The organism is Paraburkholderia sp. SIMBA_053 (assembly GCF_046534895.1).
GTDB lineage: Bacteria > Pseudomonadota > Gammaproteobacteria > Burkholderiales > Burkholderiaceae > Paraburkholderia > Paraburkholderia caledonica.
The window spans coordinates 1-276 of sequence record NZ_JAWRXU010000593.1 but is presented as its reverse complement, the minus strand read 5'-3'; the positions used below and the strand labels follow the sequence as shown (position 1 = coordinate 276).

The following is a 276-nucleotide window of genomic DNA, read 5'->3' as shown; positions in this document are numbered from 1 at the left end:
CGAGCGCGTCGGCGGACATCGGCGCGAGATCGAACGCGGACACCAGCAGGCTCGCCGCGTCGCCGAAGCGCACGCCATCCTCGACGGGCACATCGAGCAGCCGGCAGATGATCTGCAACGGCAGCGGCATCGCGAACTCGCTGACGAGATCCACTTCGGGCTTGCCTTGCATCGCGTCGATCAGACTGTCCGTCGTTTCTTCCGCGATGGTACGCAGCGTTTCGATCTGCCGCGCATTGAATGCCTTCATCAGCAACGCGCGCAGGCGCGTGTGCG

Annotated in this window: 1 pseudogene; it reads right to left on the bottom strand. The window is 65.2% G+C overall.

The annotated features are described in order from the left end of the window. Window positions 1-276, bottom strand: a pseudogene (locus tag SB753_RS36975) (cytochrome P450); the annotation flags it as partial.